Raw genomic sequence first — 16734 nt, 5'->3', positions numbered from 1 at the left:
TCACGCCCGACTGCGCAACCACTGCAAAAACCCCTTCTTCTCCACCACCTTCGGCGTTTCCTGGGTCAACGTCTGTGCCTTGTGCAAACGGAAATCCAGCAACGCCTTCATCGCTTCGCCGATGTCATGCCGCGCATCCAGGCACGGTTTGAGGTAGTCCTTTTCGATCCGGTACAGGCTGCAAGCGGTCTTGGCGCTGAAGTCCGCCGGCAGCGCCGTGTCCGACAGGATCCCGCCCTCGCCGATCACCTCGCCCGGCCCCATGCGCCCGGACTCGAACTTGCCCCCGGCGCGGCTCAGCGCCACCGAGACCACGCCGGATTCGATGATGAACAGATGATCGCTGACCTCCCCCGCCGGCAGGATCATTTCCCCGGCACGGAAGTTTTGCAGGGTCATGTGCTGGCTGAAGGTTTCTTTCTCTTCCTGACGCAAAGTCGAAAAAATCGCCGAGCTTTCCAGCAACGCCCGTGGCCGCGACAGGTTCACCGGTGCATTCGATTCGACGCTGGACAACAGGCTCACGCCCGACGCTTGCAAGTGCCGGAACGCCAGATCGAACAGCAGATTGCGCACCATGCGTTTCTGGTCCATCGAGACCACGAAGCCGCTGATTTCGTATTCCACGCCGGTGGCGCTCGAACCTTTGAGCGCGACACACGGCGCCGGCTTGGCCAGCAGGTATCGGCACCCCTCCATCGCCCGCTCCAGCGCATCGATCACCGTTTGCGGACGTGCGTGCGGGCTCAACTGCAAGCTGATCGACACGCCGAAAATGTCACTCGGCCGGCTGAAGTTGATGATCTTGGCCTTGGCCGCCAGCGAGTTGGGGATCACCGCCATGCTGCCCTGGGACGTTTGCAGGCGCGTGGCGCGCCAATCGATGTCGGTGACCCTACCTTCGGTGCCGTCGATGGAGATCCAGTCATCCAGTTGATAGGGTTTGGTGGTGTTGAGGACGATCCCCGAGAACACGTCGCTGAGGGTGCTTTGCAACGCCAGGCCGACGATGATCGCCAACGCGCCGGACGTCGCCAGCACGCCTTTGACCGGCAGGTCGAGCACGTACGCCAGGGCCGCGATGATCGCGATCAGGAAAATCACCGCGCCCAGCAAATCCTGGAGCAGGCGACCGGTGTGCCCGACCCGTTGCATCATCCCTGCGCCGATCAACACCGTCAGGGTGCGCGCGCCGAACAGCCACCAGCCAATCTGCAAGCCGGTCGCCGCCAGGTGCAACGGCACGTTGTCCGCCCAGGGCGCGGGCTCCAGAGGGTTCAGGCCTTCGTTGAACAACAGGATGCTGAACAACGTGAAAATCAGCAGCCGCACCAACAGTTTCCAGTTGCTGCCACTGGCACTGATCAAGCGCCACAGCCCCAGATCGATGATGATCAGGATCAGGGCACAGACCAGCGGGTGATTGGTAAGCAGTGACAGCATCAAGCAACTCCAGCCATGTACGGATGGGCACAGTGTAGGAGCAAACGCAGGCTTGAGAACAACACAAAAACCTGTAGGAGCCGGCTTGCTGGCGATGGCGGTCTGACAGTCACTCAATTGTTGACTGCTCTACCGCTATCGCCAGCAAGCCGGCTCCTACAGGGGTGATGTGTGTCAGTGATTATTTGCTATTGGTCAGCGTGTTGTAGCTGGTCATCAGGTTGCGGTAGTCCGGGATGTGGTTGGAGAACAGGGTCGCCAGGCCTTCCACGTCGTTGCGCCAGTCGCGATGCAGCTCGCAGGCCAGGCCGAACCAGGTCATCAATTGCGCGCCGGAAGACGACATGCGGTCCCAGGCCGATTGGCGGGTCAGCTCGTTGAACGTGCCGGAAGCGTCCGTCACCACAAACACGTCAAAACCTTCCGCCAGTGCCGACAGCGCCGGGAATGCCACGCACACCTCGGTCACCACGCCGGCGATGATCAGTTGCTTCTTGCCGGTGGCCTTGATCGCCTTGACGAAGTCTTCGTTGTCCCAGGCATTGATCTGGCCAGGACGGGCAATGTAAGGCGCATCCGGAAACAGCGCTTTGAGCTCGGGCACCAGCGGGCCGTTGGGGCCGGTTTCGAAACTGGTGGTGAGGATGGTCGGCAATTTGAAGTACTTGGCCAGGTCGGCCAGGGCCAGCACGTTGTTCTTGAAACGGTCCGGTTCGATGTCCCGCACCAGAGACAGCAGGCCAGCCTGATGATCCACCAACAGAACGGCGGCGTTATCCTTGTCGAGACGTTTGTAAGAAGTAGTCATGGGGTCATCCTCGGTTTTAATCGATGCCGAACAGTTCGGCGTGGGGGTGTTTTGATTGATCATTCAGACGCGGCCAGACAAGCGTAGTCAGTCAAGCCTGGCGCGGTGCAACCATCTATCCGTGTATCAACCGCTCATCCGTCCAAACCGGCCCGATTGAAAATCGGCAAAGGCCTGGTGAATCTCTTGCTCGCTGTTCATCACGAACGGGCCGTGGCCGACGATGGGTTCGTCGATCGGCTCGCCGCTGAGCAGCAACACGACGGCGTCGTTATTGGCTTCCAGGCTGAGCTGGTGACCGTTGCGTTCGAACAACGCCAACTGCCCTTCGCGCACCAGTTCCAGGCCGTTGACCTGAACCGTGCCACGCAGCACCACCAGTGCGGTGTTGCGACCTTCATGCAGATCGAGGGTCAGCAACTTGCCGCCGTTGAGGCGCAAGTCCCAGACATCGACCGGGGTGAATGTCCGCGCCGGGCCGGTGTGGCCGTCGAATTCGCCAGCGATCAGGCGCAGGCTGCCGGCCTCGTCCTTGAGCGGGATGCTCGGAATGTCACCGTCGAGAATCGTCTGGTAACCGGCGTCGGCCATTTTGTCTTTGGCCGGCAGGTTGACCCACAGCTGGACCATTTCCAGGGTGCCGCCGGTTTTGGCGAAGCCTTCGGAGTGGAACTCTTCGTGGAGAATCCCCGAGGCGGCGGTCATCCATTGCACATCGCCCGGGCCGATCTTGCCGCCGCTGCCGGTGGAGTCGCGGTGCTCCAGTTCGCCCTTATAAACGATAGTCACGGTTTCGAAACCGCGGTGCGGATGCTGACCAACGCCACGACGCTCGGTGGTCGGGGTGAATTCAGCAGGGCCGGCGTGATCCAGCAGCAAAAACGGGCTGATGTGTTTGCCCAGGTTGTCGTAGGAAAACAGCGTACGAACCGGAAAACCGTCGCCGACCCAATGGGTCCGTGGGCTGGTGTAGATGCCGATGATGTTTTTCATGCTGCCTCCGAAATCTGTGGTTTGACGCGATGGACAAAGCTTAAAACCGAACCCTTTGGTGCGCTAGACTGCAAAAATCAGCCTTAGCGTTCTATATGGAGAACGATGGTGGAAGACCTCAACACCCTCTACTACTTCACCCAAGTGGTGGAACATCAGGGTTTCGCTGCGGCCGGGCGGGCGCTGGACATGCCCAAATCGAAGCTCAGCCGACGCATCGCCGAGCTCGAAGAGCGCCTCGGTGTACGTCTGTTGCACCGCACCAGCCGGCATTGTTCGCTGACAGAAATCGGCCAGGCGTATTACCAGCGTTGCCTGGCCATGCGCGTGGAAGCGGAAAGCGCCGCCGAACTGATCGAGCGCAACCGCTCCGAACCGCAAGGCCTGGTGCGCATCAGTTGCCCGACCGCGTTGCTCAACTCCTGGGTCGGGCCGATGCTGACCCGCTACATGCTCAAATACCCGCTGGTGGAGTTGTTCATCGAGAGCACCAACCGCCGGGTCGACCTGATCCACGAGGGTTTCGACATTGCCTTGCGCGTGCGCTTTCCGCCGCTGGAAAACACCGACATGGTGATGAAGGTGCTGGGCAACAGCACCCAATGCCTGGTGGGTAGCCCGGCCTTTGCCGAACGCTTGTCGACGCCCGCCTCCCCGGCCGACCTTAGCGGTTTGCCCAGCGTGCATTGGGGCGCGGCGCAGCGTGAATATCAGTGGGAATTGTTCGGTGCGAACGGCGCCAGCGCGCTGATTCGACACGCGCCACGCATGGTCACCGATGACTTGCTGGCCCTGCGCCACGCGGTGCTCGCGGGGATTGGCGTCGCGCACCTGCCCAGCGTGGTGGTGCGCGATGACATTGCCGCCGGACGCCTCGTCGAACTGGTGCCGGGCTGGGCGCCCAAGTGCGGGATCGTCCATGCGATCTTCCCCTCTCGCCGTGGGTTACTGCCGTCGGTGCGGACGTTGATTGACTTTCTCGGTGAGGAATTCACCCACAGCGACATCGCCTAGCCCTTTTTTTGCCGACACGGACGAACCTGTAGGAGCGAGCTTGCTCGCGAAAAACGTGAGAGCTCCGCGGGGTGTCAGACTGGCTGCGTTACCGTTGACCTCCATCGCGAGCAGGCTCGCTCCTACAGCGCCGATGAGTGGGGGCTGGCGGAGTATTTATTTCGGACATAATATTAGCGCAGATTACAACCATAATATCTGCGCCCGTCCGAGGACACTGAACATGCAAAGCCCCAACCGAGAAGCCACCCTCGCCCAATGGATCGTTCAGGAAGACGCCATGCGCGCACGTCTGGCCGGGCCCGGCAGCCTGTCGTTGGCCGAGGTCAGCGCGCTGTCACCGGCCGAGTTCTTCGAGGGCATCGGCAACGGTGAACTGCCCTCGCCGCCGATTGGCACGCTGATGGACTTCATCCCTATCGAATGGTCGGCCGGGCTGTTCATCTTCCAGGGCACGCCGGACGCCCGGCATTACAACCCGCTGGGCAGCGTGCATGGTGGCTATGCGGCGACCTTGCTGGATTCGTGCATGGGCTGCGCGATTCATACGCAGCTGAAAAAGGGCCAGGGGTATACGACGCTGGATCTGCGCATCAGTTATGTCCGCGCGTTGACCGGCGCCAGCGGACCGGTGCGGGCCGAGGGCAAGATTGTGCACCTGGGGCGTTCGACGGCGCTGGCCGAGGGGCGGATTTATGATGTGGATGGGCGGTTGTATGCGACGGGGTCGACCACCTGCATGATTCTTGAGGCTCGGGGGTAAGGTTTTAGACCGAGTCGTTGCCTTCGCGGGCAAGCCTCGCTCCTACAGGGGGAGCGGCGCACTTTTGTAGGAGCGAGGCTTGCCCGCGAAGGGGCCAGACCGGACACCATCAATTTCGCAGACATCCCACTATTCATGACTTGCGGTAAACATTGCTTTGCCCATCCAGCGGTTTTTCTCAAGGATGCAGGCACGGATACTCGTGCCCATTCCCACTGCAACCCCTGGAGTCATTGATGTCTATTCCCGCATTCGGTCTTGGTACGTTTCGCTTGCAAGGCCAGGTGGTCATTGATTCGGTGAGCACTGGCCTGGAACTGGGCTACCGCGCCATCGATACCGCGCAAATCTACGAGAACGAAGCCGAGGTCGGCGAGGCCATCGCGGCCAGCGGCATTGCCCGTGAAGAGCTGTTCATCACCAGCAAGATCTGGGTCGCCAACTTCGCCAAGGACCGCTTGATCGACAGCCTCAAAGAGAGCCTGCAAAAACTGCAGACCGACTACCTCGACCTGACACTGATCCACTGGCCATCGCCGGAAAACCAGGTGCCGGTCGAAGAATTCATGGGCGCGTTGCTCGAAGCCAAAAAACTCGGATTGACCCGGCAGATTGGCGTCTCCAACTTCACCGTCGACCTGATGAAGCAAGCCATCGCCGCCATCGGTGCCGAGCACATCGCCACCAACCAGATCGAATTGCACCCGTACCTGCAAAACCGCAAGGTCGTCGAGTTCGCGCAGAACCAGGATATCCAGATCACCTCCTACATGACCCTGGCATACGGCGAAGTGCTGAAAGACCCGGTCATCCAGCAGATTGCCGAGCGCCTGCAAGCAACGCCTGCGCAAGTCACCCTGGCCTGGGCCATGCAATCGGGTTACGCGGTGATCCCGTCATCCACCAAACGCGCCAACCTGGAAAGCAACCTCAAGGCCTGCGCCCTGACCCTGAGCGACGCCGACATGGCACTGATCGCCGGCCTTGAACGCGCCCACCGCCTGACCAGCCCCAAAGGCATCGCGCCGAACTGGGATTAAGCGTCAGCCTCGCGCCAGCTGTTCGTCGAGGCGCCTCATGGTCTTAGCCAGCTGATCGACGGCTTTGTCGATCAGCTCTGGATGGCCATCACCGCAGGCACGCTCGAGGTCTTCGCAGCATTCGATCAGACTGACCGCCCGCACCATCAGCGCCCCGCCCTTGATGCGGTGCGCCAACTTACGCAGGGCATGCTGTTCGCCACTGGCGTGGGCCTTGAGCAACTCATCCCGATCCGTGCGATTGGTCGCGGCCAGGTCGCTCAACAGTTGATTGATCAGCTCGTCGTCCTTGCCGACGTAGCGCTCCAGACCGCTCAAGTCGATGTCGGCGGTTGAGGGTGTTTCGATTTCGAGGGGCGGCACCGCGCCATCGGCAAACCTGGACGCCAACCAGACGCCCAGATCCGCCAGGCGGATCGGTTTGAACAGGCAGTCGTCCATCCCCGCTTCCAGGCAACGGGCCTTCTCCTCGGGCTGCGCATTGGCGGTCAACCCCAGAATCAGGATCGGTTGCAATCCCTGAGTCCGCTCTTCATCGCGGATGGCCCCGGCCAACTCATAACCGCTGAGCACCGGCATGTTGCAGTCGGTAATCAGCACTTCAACATCATACTCGCGCCATCGATCAAGACCTTGCTGGCCATCCTCGGCGTCCATCACCCGGTGGCCCAGGTAGCTCAACTGCCGTGAGAGCAGCAATCGATTGGCCGGGTAATCATCGACCACCAGAATGGTCAGCGGCCGGGTCTGCGCCTGTTCCTCAAGGTCAGGTAACTCACTGGACGGCAACGGTTGCAACGCGGGCAGATCCAGACAGACATCAATCCGCGTGCCCTTCCCCAACACGCTGGCAAGCTGCAATTGACCGCCCATCATTTCGCACAACGTGCGGCTGATCACCAGCCCCAGACCCGAGCCGTTTCGACCTGTTTGCTGGCTGTTTTGCGCCTGCACAAACGGGCTGAACAGTCGCTGCCGATCGAACTCGCTGATACCGATGCCGGTGTCTTCAATGCGCACCGAGACCGCCAGTTGCCCGGCCGCACGGGGCTCGACCCGCAGCGTCAGGCGCACTTCACCTTCTTGGGTGAACTTGATCGCGTTGCTCAGCAGATTGGACAGCACCTGCTTGAAGCGCGTGGGGTCGATCAACACGTCGGCGTCGCTGTGCTCGCCCAGCTCGACGCGCCACTCCAGGTTCTTCTGCCGGGCTAGGCCTTCAAACACCCGGCACACCGATTCGACCAGCGTGCGCAGGTTGGCCCGTTCCGGCGTCAGGGACAAATGCCCGGACTCGATGCGGGCGATGTCCAGGATGTCGCCAATCAACGCCAGCAATTGTTGCCCGGCATTGGCCGCCACCTCGATTGCCGGCCGGTCGGTGACGCCTTCATCCGCTCGCTTCAGCGCCAGTTCGAGCATGCCAAGCAGCGCATTCATCGGCGTGCGGATCTCATGGCTCATGGTCGCCAGAAACGTGGTCTTGGCACGGTTCGCCTCATCCGCCGCGTCCTTGGCGTCCTGCAGTTGCCTGAGCAATTGCTGACGCAGGCGGATTTGCCGGCGCTGCCAGGCGATCCAGGCCAGCGCCAACAACAGCAAGGCGCCGGCACCGACAAAGGCCTGGAGAATGTCCTGCCGGTGACGCAGCCAGAAGCTCTGTTCAACCATCAGGTCATTGCGCCAATAACCGGTCATTTCATCGATTTCTTCAGGGGAGATACTCAGCAGCGCCTTGTCCAGGATCGAATGCAGCTCAACGGCCTCGCGACCGGTCGCCAGGGTGCTGCGGGCCGGATCGGTGCCGACGGTGCTGGTCACTTGCAGGCGGTCGCGGTATTGCCGGGAAATCATGATCCGGGCACCGATCAACGAGTTGATGGCGCCGTCCGTCCTGCCCTGGGCGACCATTTCCATCCCGTCTGCGGTCAACGGCGCAGTAACCAGTTCGACCTGCGGGAAATGCTGGCGAATGAATTCGCCGGCACTGTTGCCCTGGGTGATGGCCAGTTTTTTTCCCGCCATCTCATCCAGTGTCTGCGGGCTGTCGGATGCGATGCGGGTCACCAGCACATTCGGGCTGGTCAGAAACGGCCGGGTAAATCGCAGTTCTGTTTCACGCTCAATGCTGGGGCTGATCCCGGCGACCACGTCAACATGACCGCTCCTGATCCACTCGAACAATTCGGCCACTGACCGGGTTGGCTGAATGTCGAATTTCAAGCCTGTACGTAAACTGATTTTCGCCAGCACATCGATGCTGATGCCCCGGTAATTGCCCCCGTCATCGACGAAGGAAATCGGCATGAGGTTTTGGTTGATCGCCACTCGTACGCGTGGATGATTATTGAGCCAGCGTTGCTCGGCGACACTGAAGTGCAGGGCTTGCGTGCCGGCAATGGAAGCCCCGCTGCCGCCCCATCGCCGCAGGATATTCATTCGTTCATTGGTCGGGATCGCCGCCAGTGCCCGATTGACGATGCGTTGCAACTGGAGGTTGTCGAGGTTCATCGCAAACGCAAAACGCCCGGACTCCATACGGGAGAAATCCGCCAGTTGAACGTTGTTGAGGTAATTTTTGCTGATCAGGTGATTGACGCTGATGGCGTCCCCCAGATAGGCGTCAGACTGACCAAACGCAACGGCACCCACCGCGCCCAGCGTCGAAGGGAACAGCTGCACATTCGCCTTGGGATAAAAAGCCTGCACTTGCTGTTCGGGCAAATAGTGGTACAGCATCGCCAGCCGTTTACCGGTAAGGTCCGGGTCCAGTGGCAGGGATGAATCGGTGCGCGTGACCAGCACCGGTTGATCATCGGCATAGGCACTGGACATCCGCAGTTGTGGATCCTCGACCTCATAACGGTTGGCCGTTCCCAACAGGTCAGCCGCCCCTTCCTTGATCGCACGCACCGCCTCGTCCCGCGATGCATAGCGGTGAACATCGATCTCAACGTTCAATAGCTGTTTGAGCAGCCCGGCATAGTCAGCCGTCAGCCCTTCGTAGTCGGTGCCGGTGGTGGTGATGTCGAAGGGCGGATAATCCGGCGCCGAGACGGCCAGTACCAGCCGTCCTTTCTGGCGCAGCACACGCGAATCGGCATCCGACAGTTTGACGTCGTAGCCGTCCACGCTGGAGCGTCCGAGCAGGGTCAGTGATTGCGGCTGTGCGCAAGCAGTCGATACCCACAAACAGACCGGGAGTACGAGGTAAATCAGCCGACGCAATTGCCGAGAGGTACTCACTCAAATCAGACCGTTACGCTGGGCGGTCTCTCTCAAGTGAACCTTGGACTCCACATTGAGTTTTTCCGTCAAACGGGTTTTGTAGGTGCTGATGGTCTTGTGGCTCAGGTTCAAGAGTTTGGCGATTTCCTTGTTGCTTAATCCCTCGGCCAGGTACCGGAATATGGTCAGTTCACGGTCGGAGAGCTTGTCGATCCTCTCCATCTCGCTGAGTTGCATTGTGCTCAACGACACCGAACTCGACGGCAACTTGGCGAAATAGGTGTAACCGGCCATCACCGCCAGCACTGCCTCGTGCAAATGCTTCAAGTCGTTGGCCTTGGAAACATAAGCCCTGGCGCTGGCACGCATGCAGCGGTCCTGATAAAACCTTGGATCTTGCCCGGTGAAAACCAGTACTCGACAACGCTCGTCACTGGCCTGAATGCGGGCCAACACTTCCAGCCCGCCGAGACGGGGCATCATCAGATCCAGCACCACCAGATCGGGTTGATGCTTACGGATCGCTGAAAAGACCTCGTTGCCGTTGGATACCTTATGAATCAGTTTGAATCCCAGCTGTGTAAGCAGCATCGCGACTGCAGTGCACACCACCGGATGATCGTCTGCTATTACCGCTGACTTCATGGCAACTCCCTGTGCAGATACAAGACGATTGGGTAATGAATGCCCATGGGGCAGCCCCCGGCTACACGCAGCAGCTGCGCGAAGACTCTTGCACGGAAACACGTGCCCGACTACCTGACAGAAATGACAGTACCGACGAACGGTAGCTGTGGATCAACGGTCGCCATCAGCCGTTGAATGCACGCCAGATCGGGTAACGCAGCATCACTCACCTGAACCTTTTGCTGCCCGCAAGCCGGGGTCGGCGGCCCGTCATAGATCAAGGCGTGGTGAACCTGTGGGTGATCGAGGAAGAAGTCGCACAGGTCCAGTGCCCCGTCCGCCAACGCGGCATTGATGACCACCAGGTCGAAAGGCACGCCACCGTACTCGGTCAGGGTCAGCAGTTCGACAAGGCTTTGCACGGGGGCCACGCGGTAATAGTCGAGCCGGTTGAACAGGCGCTCGATTCTCATCCGCTGAAAATGCTGCTCGTCGGCAATCAGGATACGTAACGCTTTGTTCGGCAACCGGGGCCCCCAGGAGGGTTTCAGATTCGTGAGGCCGCAAGGCTACGGAAGAGCCAACGAGCTTTCTGTAGGACTATTCCTAAAACCCGAGACATTTATTCCGTTGCCAGAGCGGATTCAACGCTATTCCGTCGTACTCGGACTCCAGAATGCCTGCACCACCAGCGTCGATGTCGAAATCCGCGCCACCAGCGCATCCAATTCGTCGCCGTCCACGGACGTCGTCGCGAGGGTCGCCTCCACTTCGATTTCATCTGCGCCGAACGCGTGTACATCAACATCGCTCGCCGGGTAATTGCTGCGCTCAAGTTCCGCTTCCAGCAGCGCCAGCACGGCTTTTTGTTGGGAACGGCGGGCGATCACGTAAACGATGTTGGTGACCTCAGCCGAAATCACATCCAGCGGCTGACGGTTGATGTTGTTGACGATCGGCCGCAGCAAGGTATTGGCCGCGAGTACGAACAGCGTACCGAGCAAGGCCTCCAGGACCAGATCAGCCCCTGCGCAGGCACCGACCGCCGCCGAAGCCCACAGCGTTGCCGCGGTGTTGAGGCCACGCACGTTGCCCTCTTCGCGCATGATCACCCCGGCACCGAGGAAGCCGATGCCGGAGACCACGTAGGCGACTACCCGCACCGCGCCTTCGGCCCCGCCGAGGCGGTTGGCCATGTCGACGAAAATCGCCGCCCCCACCGCGACCAGCACGTTGGTGCGCAGGCCGGCGGTGCGTTGGCGGTATTGGCGCTCGAAGCCGATCAGGCCACCGAGGATGAAGGCCGCGCTGAGGCTGACCAGGGTGTCGACCAGGGAGGTCAGGTTGATGTTGTTGAGTGCTTGCATGAATGTTTTCCTGAATCTTCAGCCGTAATACGATTCCCTGTAGGAGCAAGGCTTGCCCGCGAAGAACGATGACGCGGTTTGCTTTGGAAATGAGGCACGCCCTTCGCGGGCAAGTCGGATCGCCGCACCGCTCGCTCCTACATCTGGCAGCATTACTGCCAGCCAAACCGGCGGATGTAGAAGCCCTTCACCGCCTGGGTGAGCGCCATGTACGCCAGCAGAATCACCGGCAAAAACACAAAGTACAGCGACGGCAGCGCCTGCAATTTGAAGTAGTGCGCCAAGGGTCCCATCGGCAGGAAAATCCCCACGGCCATGATGATTCCAGTCATCACCAGCAGCGGCATGGCGGCGCGGCTTTGCAGGAACGGAATCTTCGGCGTGCGAATCATGTGCACGATCAGCGTCTGGGTCAGCAGCCCGACCACGAACCAGCCGGACTGGAACAGGGTCTGGTGGTCCGGGGTATTGGCGTCGAACACGTACCACATCAAGGCAAACGTCGTGATGTCGAAGATCGAACTGATCGGGCCAAAGAACAGCATGAAACGCCCGACATCCGCCGGTTGCCAGCGCTGCGGTTGCTTGAGCATTTCTTCGTCGACGTTATCGAACGGGATGGCGATCTGCGAAATGTCATAGAGCAGGTTCTGCACCAGCAGGTGCATCGGCAGCATCGGCAGGAACGGGATGAACGCGCTGGCCACCAGCACCGAGAACACGTTGCCGAAGTTCGAACTCGCGGTCATCTTGATGTACTTGAGCATGTTGGCGAAGGTCCGCCGCCCCTCCAGCACGCCCTCCTCCAGGACCATCAGGCTTTTCTCCAGCAGGATGATGTCCGCCGCTTCCTTGGCGATGTCCACGGCGCTGTCCACCGAAATGCCGATGTCGGCGGTGCGCAGCGCCGGGGCGTCGTTGATGCCATCGCCCATGAACCCGACCACGTGGCCGTTGCCTTTGAGCAGACGGACGATGCGTTCCTTGTGCGACGGCGTCAGTTTGGCGAAGACGTTGGTGGTCTCCACGGCCACCGCCAGTTCGGCGTCGGTCATGCGCTCGATGTCGTTGCCCATCAACAGGCCTTGCTGCTCCAGGCCGACTTCGCGGCAGATCTTCGCGGTCACCAGTTCGTTGTCGCCGGTCAGCACTTTCACCGCCACGCCATGCGCGGCCAGCGCTTTCAAGGCCGGCGCGGTGCTTTCCTTCGGTGGATCGAGAAACGCCACGTAACCGATCAGCGTCAGGGCCTGTTCGTCCGCCAGGCTGTAAGTGTCGCGCCCCTCGATCATTGGCCGCGCGGCAACCGCCACCACCCGCAGCCCCTCGGCATTGAACGAGGCGGTGACCTGACGAATCCGCGCCAGCAGTTCATCGCTCAGTGCTTCATCGCGTTCGCCGTGACGCACCCGCGTGCACACCGCCAACACCTCTTCCACAGCACCTTTGCAGATCAACAGATGCGGTTGACCGCGCTCGGCAACTACCACCGACATGCGCCGCCGGGTGAAGTCGAACGGGATCTCGTCGACTTTGTGAAACGCCGTGCCGACTTTCAGTTCACGGTGGATTTCGACGTGTTCGAGCACCGCCACGTCCAGCAGGTTTTTCAGGCCGGTCTGGTAGTAGCTGTTGAGGTAGGCCATTTCCAGCACGTCGTCGGAGTCGTTGCCCCAGACGTCGACGTTGCGCGCCAGAAAGATTTTGTCCTGGGTCAGGGTGCCGGTCTTGTCCGTGCACAGCACGTCCATGGCGCCGAAGTTCTGGATCGCGTCGAGGCGCTTGACGATGACTTTTTTGCGCGACAGGAACACCGCACCTTTTGCCAGCGTCGAGGTGACGATCATCGGCAGCATTTCCGGGGTCAGGCCCACGGCAATCGACAGTGCGAACAGCAGCGCTTCGGTCCAGTCGCCTTTGGTGAACCCATTGATGAACAGCACCAGCGGCGCCATGACGAACATGAAGCGGATCAGCAACCAGCTGACTTTGTTGACCCCGGTCTGGAACGACGTCGGCGCGCGATCGGTGGCGCCGACCCGCTGGGCCAGCGCGCCAAAATAGGTGCTGTTGCCCGTGGTCAGAATCACCGCGATCGCCGTGCCGGACACGACGTTGGTGCCCATGAACAGGATGTTGTCCAGATCCAGCGGATTGCTGGTGTCGCTGTCCTGCTGGTGGCGGAATTTTTCCACCGGCATCGATTCGCCGGTCATCGCCGCCTGGCTGACGAACAGGTCCTTGGCGCTGAGCACCCGGCAATCGGCGGGAATCATGTCGCCGGCCGAGAGCACGATCAGATCGCCCGGCACCAGTTGTTTTATGGGGACTTCGGTGCGCAGGGCATCGCGACGCATCACCGTGGCGGTGTTGCTGACCATCGCCTTGAGCGCGTCGGCCGCCTGGTTGGATTTGGTTTCCTGCCAGAAGCGCAGCAAGGTCGAGAGCACCACCATCGAGAAAATCACGATGGCGGCTTTCATGTCCTCGGTCAGCCACGAGATGACCGCGAGCAATGTCAGCAGCAGGTTGAACGGGTTTTTGTAGCAGTGCCACAGGTGAGTCCACCACGGCAGCGGTTGCTCGTGCTCGACTTCGTTGAGGCCGAATTGCACGCGCAGTGCATCGGCTTCGGCTTCGCTCAGGCCGTCGGTGTGGCTGCCGAGGTTGTGCAGCAGTTGGCCGGTGTCGCTGTTGGCGGCGCTCACCAGAGTTTGCGCCAAAGTGGGCGGCACCTCGCGGCTGACCGTGGTGTCGGTGAAGGTTTCCAGCAGCGCCAGGCGACGGAAGTGTCGGGCGATGTGACGGGTGCGCAGGAATCCGGCAAAGAATTCTTTGAGCAGGTTCAGGTTCATGGCAGTTCCCCCAGGGTCAGCCGGGAAACCTTCCAGCAGGCGTGTCGGTGCACCGCGATGACGACAAAAAGTCGAACATCACGCACGGTTCAGCGTCGATGAGAGGACGTCGGGACACGGACCAGGACTGGCCGCGATCGGGATGCCGCTGCTCGCTATCAGGCGAGACAACGGCACAAAAAGTTGCGCGTTATCTTGCCGGGTTGTTGCCGGTTATCGAAACCGGCCGACTACTGTCACTCGAACAAGTACCCACTGTGGGTCTCCGCTATTGATGAAAACGCGCGAAGCTTACGCCCCGATTTCTGGAGAGTAAACGATGCATTGGCAAGTCGTCGGGGAATTGCCGGGATCTTCAGGAAGGGTTCAGGATTAGGCATTTTTGGTGTCTTTGAGGACGCCATCGCCGGCAAGCCGGCTCCTACAAGGGAATGCGATCAACTGTAGGAGCCGGCTTGCCGGCGATGGCGGCGTGACAGACGCCGAATACCTTAACTGGCAGTCGCCAACAGCAGGTCCACCACCGAACGGCCATGCCCACGGTGCTTGCCATGGTCATACAAAGACCCGGCAATCTCGTCCGCGCGAATCGGCAGGATCGACAACAGGGTGTCGCTCAAACCATGGCTCGCCTGACAGAAGCCCTGCATGTAGATGCCGGCCTTGCAGCGTTCGTCGGTGATCAGCTTGTAGTTGCGGTCCACCTCAAAATCACCGAGGTACTGCTCCAGCGGAGCCAGCAGTTTGCGGTGCATCTGACGCTCATAACCGGTGGCCAGTACCACCGCGTCGTAATGCCGAACCGTGACTTCGCCGGTGGCGTTGTTGCGCACTGCCAGTTCGATGCCGCGCTCGGTGGCGGTGGCTTTTTCAATAGTGGTCAGGGTGCGGAAGGCATGACGGGCGATGCCCGAGACTTTCTGGCGATAGAAGATCCCGTAGATGCGTTCGATCAGGTCAATGTCCACCACCGAATAGTTGGTGTTGTGGTACTCGTTGACCAGACGCTCGCGCTCGCTGCTCGCCTGCTGGAACACCAGGTCGGTGAACTCCGGCGAGAACACTTCGTTGACGAACGGGCTGTCGTCCGCCGGTTTCAGCGCCGAGCCGCGCAGGATCATGTCGACCTGCACCGACGGGAAGCTGTCGTTCAAATCGATGAAGGCTTCCGCCGCGCTCTGTCCGCCGCCGATGATCGCGATGCTCATCGGTTGATTGTTCACGCACGGCTGCTTGGCCATCTGCGCCAGGTACTGCGAGTGGTGGAACACCCGACCATCATCCTTCAGCGCCTTGAACGCTTCGGGAATGCGCGGCGTACCACCGGCGCTGACCACCACCGAACGAGCGGTGCGCACGTGTTGCTGGCCCTGGGTATCGCGGGAGATCACGCGCAACGCTTCGACCTGCTGGTTGTGCAGCACCGGCTCGATGGTCAGCACCTCTTCGCCGTAACGGCTCTGCTCGGCGAATTGCCCGGCGACCCAGCACAGGTAGTCGTTGTATTCCATGCGGCACGGATAGAAGGTGCCGAGGTTGATGAAATCCACCAGACGACCGTGGTGCTTGAGGTAGTTGACGAAGGAATACGGGCTGGTCGGATTGCGCAGGGTCACCAGGTCCTTGAGGAAGGAAATCTGCAATTCGCTCTGGGTCACCAGAGTGTTGCCGTGCCAGCGATAGTCCGCCTGCTTGTCGAGAAACAGTACATCCAGCTCGCCCTGGCTCGGCCCGCGCTCTTGCAGTGCGATGGCCAGCGCCAGGTTCGAAGGGCCGAAACCGACGCCGATCAGGTCGTGAACGATGGGCGATGCAATTGCCTGTGTCATTTCCAGTGTCCTCTGGATGAACCCCTCAACAGTGGGGCGTAAGCCTAAGTGACCTGACCAGCCTTGAGCAGGACAGCAGGTCGTCTGTTGATAGGGAACGAGGACAATGAAACAAAATTTAATATTGTTTTTTTACCCAGCGGAGAAGATCAGTGGGCATCCCACTGGCGCATCCGCACGCGGCAATGCTTCATCGCATTGACGATGTGCTTCTCGACCAACGCCCGGGAAATCCCCAGGCGTTCGGCGATTTCCGGGTGCGACAGGCCATCGATCTTGCGCAGCAGGAAACTCTCGCGGCACAGCCGTGGCAATTCCGCCAGGGCACGCTGGAGCATTTCCAGGCGCTGGCCGTGGTCGAGGCTGTTGTGCGGGGACGGGATGAAATAGCGTTCTTCGTTGTCGAGCACTTCCAGCGATTCGACCTGACGCAAGGCATTGCGCCGATGGTCGTCGATCACCAGATTGAGCGCGGTGCGATAAAGGAATGCCCGGGGCTGCTCGATCGGCGTGTCGCTGGAACGTTCCAGAACCCGCACATAAGCGTCATGCACCACATCTTCGGCCACCTGACGGTTGCCCAGCTTGGCGTTGAGGAAACACACCAGCTCGCGATAGTAGTTTTCCAACCATGACTCCCGGCCGCAGGGGTGCGGTTTCTTTCCTTGAGCCACCGCAACGACCGCCGAAATGGGCAGTGGCACGATAGTGGCAGTTCGAGGTGCGTAATTTATAGTAATTCTCATATAGATTTAAAGTATTGCTTC

13 protein-coding genes are annotated in these 16734 nt (G+C 60.4%); 3 read left to right on the top strand and 10 right to left on the bottom strand.

All coding sequences use genetic code 11. The annotated features are described in order from the left end of the window. From KGB25_RS14100 to KGB25_RS14090, 3 genes are all read right to left on the bottom strand, one after another. Nucleotides 1-1443 carry a mechanosensitive ion channel domain-containing protein gene (locus tag KGB25_RS14100; protein WP_192228888.1) on the bottom strand — a complete coding sequence of 481 codons (1443 nt, stop codon included), beginning with the start codon at nt 1441-1443 and terminating at the stop codon, nt 1-3. Nucleotides 1444-1624: 181 nt separating this feature from the next. Continuing rightward, nucleotides 1625-2251 (bottom strand): isochorismate family cysteine hydrolase YcaC, encoded by a 627-nt coding sequence (ycaC, locus tag KGB25_RS14095; RefSeq protein ID WP_008032356.1) that lies wholly within the window; start codon nt 2249-2251, stop codon nt 1625-1627. A gap of 126 nt (nt 2252-2377) precedes the next feature. Then, on the bottom strand, nt 2378-3244 hold the full coding sequence (locus KGB25_RS14090; RefSeq protein ID WP_192228887.1) for a pirin family protein: 867 nt from the start codon (nt 3242-3244) through the stop codon (nt 2378-2380). Nucleotides 3245-3349: 105 nt separating this feature from the next. On the opposite strand from KGB25_RS14090, the gene KGB25_RS14085 reads away from it, so the two are divergent. The 3 genes from KGB25_RS14085 to dkgB all read left to right on the top strand — a co-directional run bounded on the left by KGB25_RS14085 (nt 3350) and on the right by dkgB (nt 6061). Next, nucleotides 3350-4258 (top strand): LysR substrate-binding domain-containing protein, encoded by a 909-nt coding sequence (locus KGB25_RS14085; RefSeq protein WP_008032353.1) that lies wholly within the window; start codon nt 3350-3352, stop codon nt 4256-4258. 223 nt (nt 4259-4481) lie between these two features. Further along, on the top strand, nt 4482-5021 hold the full coding sequence (locus KGB25_RS14080) for a PaaI family thioesterase (protein ID WP_008032351.1): 540 nt from the start codon (nt 4482-4484) through the stop codon (nt 5019-5021). Between the two features lie 236 nt (nt 5022-5257). Further along, on the top strand, nt 5258-6061 hold the full coding sequence (dkgB, locus tag KGB25_RS14075) for a 2,5-didehydrogluconate reductase DkgB (protein ID WP_207286037.1): 804 nt from the start codon (nt 5258-5260) through the stop codon (nt 6059-6061). Between the two features lie 3 nt (nt 6062-6064). On the opposite strand, the gene KGB25_RS14070 is transcribed toward dkgB, so the two are convergent. The 7 genes from KGB25_RS14070 to KGB25_RS14040 all read right to left on the bottom strand — a co-directional run bounded on the left by KGB25_RS14070 (nt 6065) and on the right by KGB25_RS14040 (nt 16596). After that, entirely contained in the window at nt 6065-9307 is a 3243-nt protein-coding gene (locus KGB25_RS14070; RefSeq protein WP_223435321.1) for a transporter substrate-binding domain-containing protein, read from the bottom strand. Then, a complete protein-coding gene (locus tag KGB25_RS14065; RefSeq protein WP_008039990.1) occupies nt 9308-9934 on the bottom strand; it encodes a response regulator transcription factor in 627 nt (208 codons plus the stop codon). 110 nt (nt 9935-10044) lie between these two features. Then, nucleotides 10045-10443 (bottom strand): chemotaxis protein CheY, encoded by a 399-nt coding sequence (locus KGB25_RS14060; RefSeq protein ID WP_223435318.1) that lies wholly within the window; start codon nt 10441-10443, stop codon nt 10045-10047. A gap of 123 nt (nt 10444-10566) precedes the next feature. Then, the gene (locus KGB25_RS14055; RefSeq protein ID WP_008032341.1) at nt 10567-11283 is read right to left on the bottom strand and encodes an MgtC/SapB family protein; all 717 of its coding nucleotides are present in this window, start codon (nt 11281-11283) and stop codon (nt 10567-10569) included. Between the two features lie 152 nt (nt 11284-11435). Further along, entirely contained in the window at nt 11436-14138 is a 2703-nt protein-coding gene (gene mgtA, locus KGB25_RS14050; protein ID WP_223414210.1) for a magnesium-translocating P-type ATPase, read from the bottom strand. A gap of 491 nt (nt 14139-14629) precedes the next feature. Next, on the bottom strand, nt 14630-15967 hold the full coding sequence (locus KGB25_RS14045) for a lysine N(6)-hydroxylase/L-ornithine N(5)-oxygenase family protein (protein ID WP_008039987.1): 1338 nt from the start codon (nt 15965-15967) through the stop codon (nt 14630-14632). A gap of 149 nt (nt 15968-16116) precedes the next feature. Continuing rightward, nucleotides 16117-16596, bottom strand: a complete 480-nt coding sequence (locus KGB25_RS14040; RefSeq protein ID WP_223435317.1) for a sigma-70 family RNA polymerase sigma factor — start codon at nt 16594-16596, stop codon at nt 16117-16119. Nucleotides 16597-16734: the final 138 nt, after the last annotated feature.

Origin of the sequence: Pseudomonas sp. BF-RE-21 (assembly GCF_019947305.1) — a bacterium.
Lineage (GTDB): Bacteria > Pseudomonadota > Gammaproteobacteria > Pseudomonadales > Pseudomonadaceae > Aquipseudomonas > Aquipseudomonas migulae.
The sequence above is the reverse complement of the archived record's forward strand: the minus strand, read 5'-3'. Positions and strand labels throughout refer to the sequence as shown.